The organism is Kitasatospora sp. NPDC056800 (genome assembly GCF_042789775.1).
Taxonomy (GTDB): domain Bacteria; phylum Actinomycetota; class Actinomycetes; order Streptomycetales; family Streptomycetaceae; genus Kitasatospora.
In genome coordinates this window covers 1-3,679 of record NZ_JBHUAL010000362.1, presented here as the reverse complement: position 1 = coordinate 3,679, position 3,679 = coordinate 1, and the positions used below count along the sequence as shown (strand labels likewise).

4 protein-coding genes are annotated in these 3,679 nt (G+C 72.1%); 2 read left to right on the top strand and 2 right to left on the bottom strand.

Annotated features, from left to right (window positions below; all coding sequences use genetic code 11):
* Positions 1-56: 56 nt before the first annotated feature.
* Positions 57-581, bottom strand: a complete 525-nt coding sequence (locus tag ACFRQN_RS40180) for a hypothetical protein (protein WP_380745601.1) — start codon at positions 579-581, stop codon at positions 57-59.
* Positions 582-777: 196 nt separating this feature from the next.
* Positions 778-1,473, bottom strand: a complete 696-nt coding sequence (locus tag ACFRQN_RS40175) for a FadR/GntR family transcriptional regulator (protein WP_049658539.1) — start codon at positions 1,471-1,473, stop codon at positions 778-780.
* A 217-nt stretch (positions 1,474-1,690) separates the two neighbouring features.
* Between ACFRQN_RS40175 and ACFRQN_RS40170 the strand changes: the two genes are divergently transcribed.
* Positions 1,691-2,245 carry a gluconokinase gene (locus ACFRQN_RS40170; protein ID WP_074006352.1) on the top strand — a complete coding sequence of 185 codons (555 nt, stop codon included), beginning with the start codon at positions 1,691-1,693 and terminating at the stop codon, positions 2,243-2,245.
* Positions 2,246-2,247: 2 nt separating this feature from the next.
* Positions 2,248-3,636 carry a gluconate:H+ symporter gene (locus ACFRQN_RS40165; RefSeq protein WP_074006385.1) on the top strand — a complete coding sequence of 463 codons (1,389 nt, stop codon included), beginning with the start codon at positions 2,248-2,250 and terminating at the stop codon, positions 3,634-3,636.
* Positions 3,637-3,679: the final 43 nt, after the last annotated feature.

The following is a 3,679-nucleotide window of genomic DNA, read 5'->3' as shown; positions in this document are numbered from 1 at the left end:
GGCTCACCACCCACTACCGGGCGCTGCCGCTCCGGGACTGACCGATCGGCCTGGTGCTACGGGTGGTTGGGCTGCACCCGGGCCTGGCGCGGCGGCTGCTGCGGCGGTTGGTAGGGCTGCTGGTACGGCGGTCGGGGCGGCTGCTGGTTCCCGTACGGCGGCTGCCCCGACCCGTACGGCTGGGGCTGCTGCCGCCCCGGCCCGTACGGCTGCGGTTGCGGCTGCGGCGACTCGTACGGCTGCCGGTACACCGAGGACGAGCCGGGCCGGGGGAACGGCCGCGCGGCCAGCGGCTCGGAGGGCGCCCGGCTGCCCGCCATCGGGTGCGCGGAGCCCGGCGACTGCATCCGCTGGGCCGCGACCTGGCGGGAGATCAGGATCTCCACCAGGCACCACATGGTGCCGAACACCCCCAGCCCCATCGCCAGCAGCGCGGGCGTCAGCAGCCAACTGTCCGCGTACGAGGCCAGCGTCGCCACCACGACGCCGACCAGGGTGAAGGACAGGCAGAGCACCGCCCGGACTGCGGCGGCGCGTACCTCGTCGGGTAGGCGGCGACGGCGGCGGCGTGGCACGGACATCGAGCGACCCCCAGGCGCGTGGCGCGTGTTCGGTGAAGCATACGGAACGGGCGCACACGAAACGCGCCCCCTCGGCTCACTCTGCCCCGCCGAACCAGGACTATGCCTCCATAACCGCCGAACTGCCGCCAAACCGTGCCATCCGGCCCGTCATTGCCGTCCCGGCAGGCCTGGCAGACGCCCCCGGCGCCCCGGTTCAGTCCAGCTGGGCGTTGAGCTCCTCCAGCGCGCCGCTCACGATCGTCCGCATCGCCCGCTCGGCGTGGCCGGCGTCCTTGGCGCAGATCGCCTCCGCGACCTCGCGGTGCAGCCGGATCGCGTACGACTCCGGCTGATCGGGCATCAGATGGTACTCGGTCCGGCCGGTGAGCACCGCCGCGACGGTGTCCCCGAGGTGGGCGAACATCTCGTTGCCGGAGGCGCGCAGCACCAGGGAGTGGAAGGCGATGTCGTGTTCGAGGAAGGTGGCCAGGTCGGCGGCCCGCGCGGTGACCGTCAGATCCACGGCCAGTGAACTGAGTTCGCGCCGGTCGTCGTCGCTCGCGTGGGTGGCGGCGAGCGCGGCCGCGGCCGGTTCGACGGCCACCCGCAGGGAGCCGAGCGAGCGCAGCTGGGCGGGCCGGTCCGAGCCGGCCAGGCGCCAGCGGATCACCATCGGGTCGAAGACGTCCCAGACCGACTTCGGCTGCACGGTGATCCCGACCCGTCGCCGGGACGCCACCATGCGCATCCCCTCCAGGATCCGCACCGCCTCCCGGACCACCGTCCGGGAGACCCCGAACCGGTGCTCCAGCTCCTCGCCGCGCAGCACGGCCCCCTCGGGGACCTCCCCCGACGCGATCGCCGGTCCGAGCTCGTCAAGCAGCCGCCCGGGCAGCCCCTGGATCTCCATCCGCCCAGGGTAGACGCCCGCCCCGCGCGCGTTCACGTCGCCCTGTGGCGGTGGTCGTGCCGCCCCGCGGTCCGGGGCGTGCCGCCCCGCGGTCCGGGTCCTGTCGCCCTGCGACCCAGACCACACCGCAAAAGTATGACGATTTGGTTTCCGCCACTTGAATACGTCATATCTTTGAGGCGATAGTGGCGGCCAGGCAACGAAGGAGCACCACCCCATGGCTCTCAGCGTCGAGAACCACGACTTCCCGCAGTCCCCCCTCACCATCGTGGTGATGGGCGTCTCGGGCGTCGGCAAGACCACCCTGGCCCGCCTGCTGGCAGACCGCCTCGCCCTCCCCTTCGCCGAGGCGGACGACTTCCACCCGGCGGCCAACATCGCCAAGATGTCGGCCGGCATCCCGCTGGACGACGAGGACCGCGCGCCCTGGCTGCGCGCCATCGGCGCCTGGCTCAAGGAGCGGGCCGAGGCCGGTACCGGCGGCGTGGTGACCTGCTCGGCGCTGAAGCACCGCTACCGCGACATCCTGCGCGCGGACGCCCCGGGTGCCTTCTTCCTGCACCTCAGCGGTGGTCACGAGCTGGTCGAGGACCGGCTCTCCCACCGCACCGGCCACTTCATGCCGACGTCGCTGCTCGACTCCCAGTACGCCACCTTGGAGCCCCTGGGTGCGGACGAGCGCGGCGCCGCCCTGGACGTGGGCCCGTCCCCCGAAGAACTCGTCGAGATGGCCGTGGCGCTGCTGCGGCCCGTCAATGGAGACCTCGCGTGAGCATTGCCCCCACTCTGCTGGCGGCCGCCCCACCGGCCCTGCCGCACACCAGCAGCGACTCCCAGCTGCTGATCGCGGTGCTGCTCAGCATCGGTGCGATCGTCGTACTGATCACCAAGCTGAAGCTGCACCCGTTCCTCGCCCTCACGCTCGGCTCCGGTCTGCTGGCCGCCGTCGCGGGCGCCCCCTTCGACAAGCTGCTCAGCAGTTTCTCGACGGGCTTCGGCTCCACCGTCGCCAGCGTCGGCCTGCTGATCGGCCTCGGCGCGATGCTCGGCAAGCTGCTCGCCGACTCCGGCGGCGCCAACATCATCGCCGACACCGTGCTCTCCCGCACCGGCAACAAGGCGCTGCCCTGGGCGATGGCGCTGATCGCGGCCGTGCTCGGCCTGCCGCTGTTCTTCGAGGTCGGCGTCGTCCTGCTGATCCCGATCGTGCTGCTGGTCGCCCGCCGCGGCAACGTGCCGCTGATGCGGGTCGGCATCCCGGCCCTGGCCGGCCTGTCGGTGCTGCACGGCCTGGTGCCCCCGCACCCGGGCCCGCTGGTCGCCGTCGACGCGCTGAAGGCCGACCTCGGCATCACCCTGGCGCTCGGCCTGCTGATCGCCGTCCCGACCCTGATCATCGCCGGTCCGCTGTTCGCCCGGGTGGCCGAGCGCTGGGTCGGCCCGCTGGAGATCCCGGCGGCCACCGCCCCCGAGGAGACGGCCAAGCACGACCGCACCCCCTCCTTCGCCGCGGTGCTGGCCACCATCCTGCTGCCGGTCGTGCTGATGCTCGGCAAGGCGCTGGCCGACGTGGTGATCGACAACCCGAAGGCGCTGGGCCAGCGGGTGTTCGACTTCATCGGCTCCCCGCTGATCGCGCTGCTCGCCGCGACCCTGCTCGGCATGGTGACGCTCGGCAAGGCGGCCGGCTTCGACAAGGCCCGGATCTCCGACACCGTCGGCAAGTCGCTCGGCCCGATCGCCGGCATCGTGTTCATCGTCGGCGCGGGCGGCGGCTTCAAGCAGACCCTGATCGACGTGGGCGTCGGCAACGCGGTCAGCGAGTGGTCCGGCAAGTGGCACATCTCCGCGCTGCTGCTCGGCTGGCTGATCGCCGTGCTGATCCGCCTGGCCACCGGCTCGGCGACGGTCGCCACGATCACCGCGGCCGGCATCGTCTCCCCGCTCGCCGCGAACATGTCCTCGACCCACGCGGCCCTGCTAGTGCTCGCGATCGGCGCCGGTTCGCTGTTCCTCTCGCACGTCAACGACGCCGGCTTCTGGCTGGTGAAGGAGTACTTCGGGATGAGCGTCGGGCAGACGCTGAAGTCCTGGTCGGTGATGGAGACGGTGATCTCGGTGGTCGCCATCGCCCTGATCATGCCGCTCAGCCTGATCATCTAGCGCGCGAAGCAGCACCGCCGAGGGGCGGCACCCGTGACCGTAC

What these genes read in the sequence shown, in the direction of transcription:
- ACFRQN_RS40175 (WP_049658539.1), bottom strand. Translation starts at nt 1,473, where the DNA reads ATGGAGATCCAGGGGCTGCCCGGGCGGCTGCTTGACGAGCTCGGACCG.
- ACFRQN_RS40180 (WP_380745601.1), bottom strand. Translation starts at nt 581, where the DNA reads ATGTCCGTGCCACGCCGCCGCCGTCGCCGCCTACCCGACGAGGTACGC.
- ACFRQN_RS40170 (WP_074006352.1), top strand. Translation starts at nt 1,691, where the DNA reads ATGGCTCTCAGCGTCGAGAACCACGACTTCCCGCAGTCCCCCCTCACC.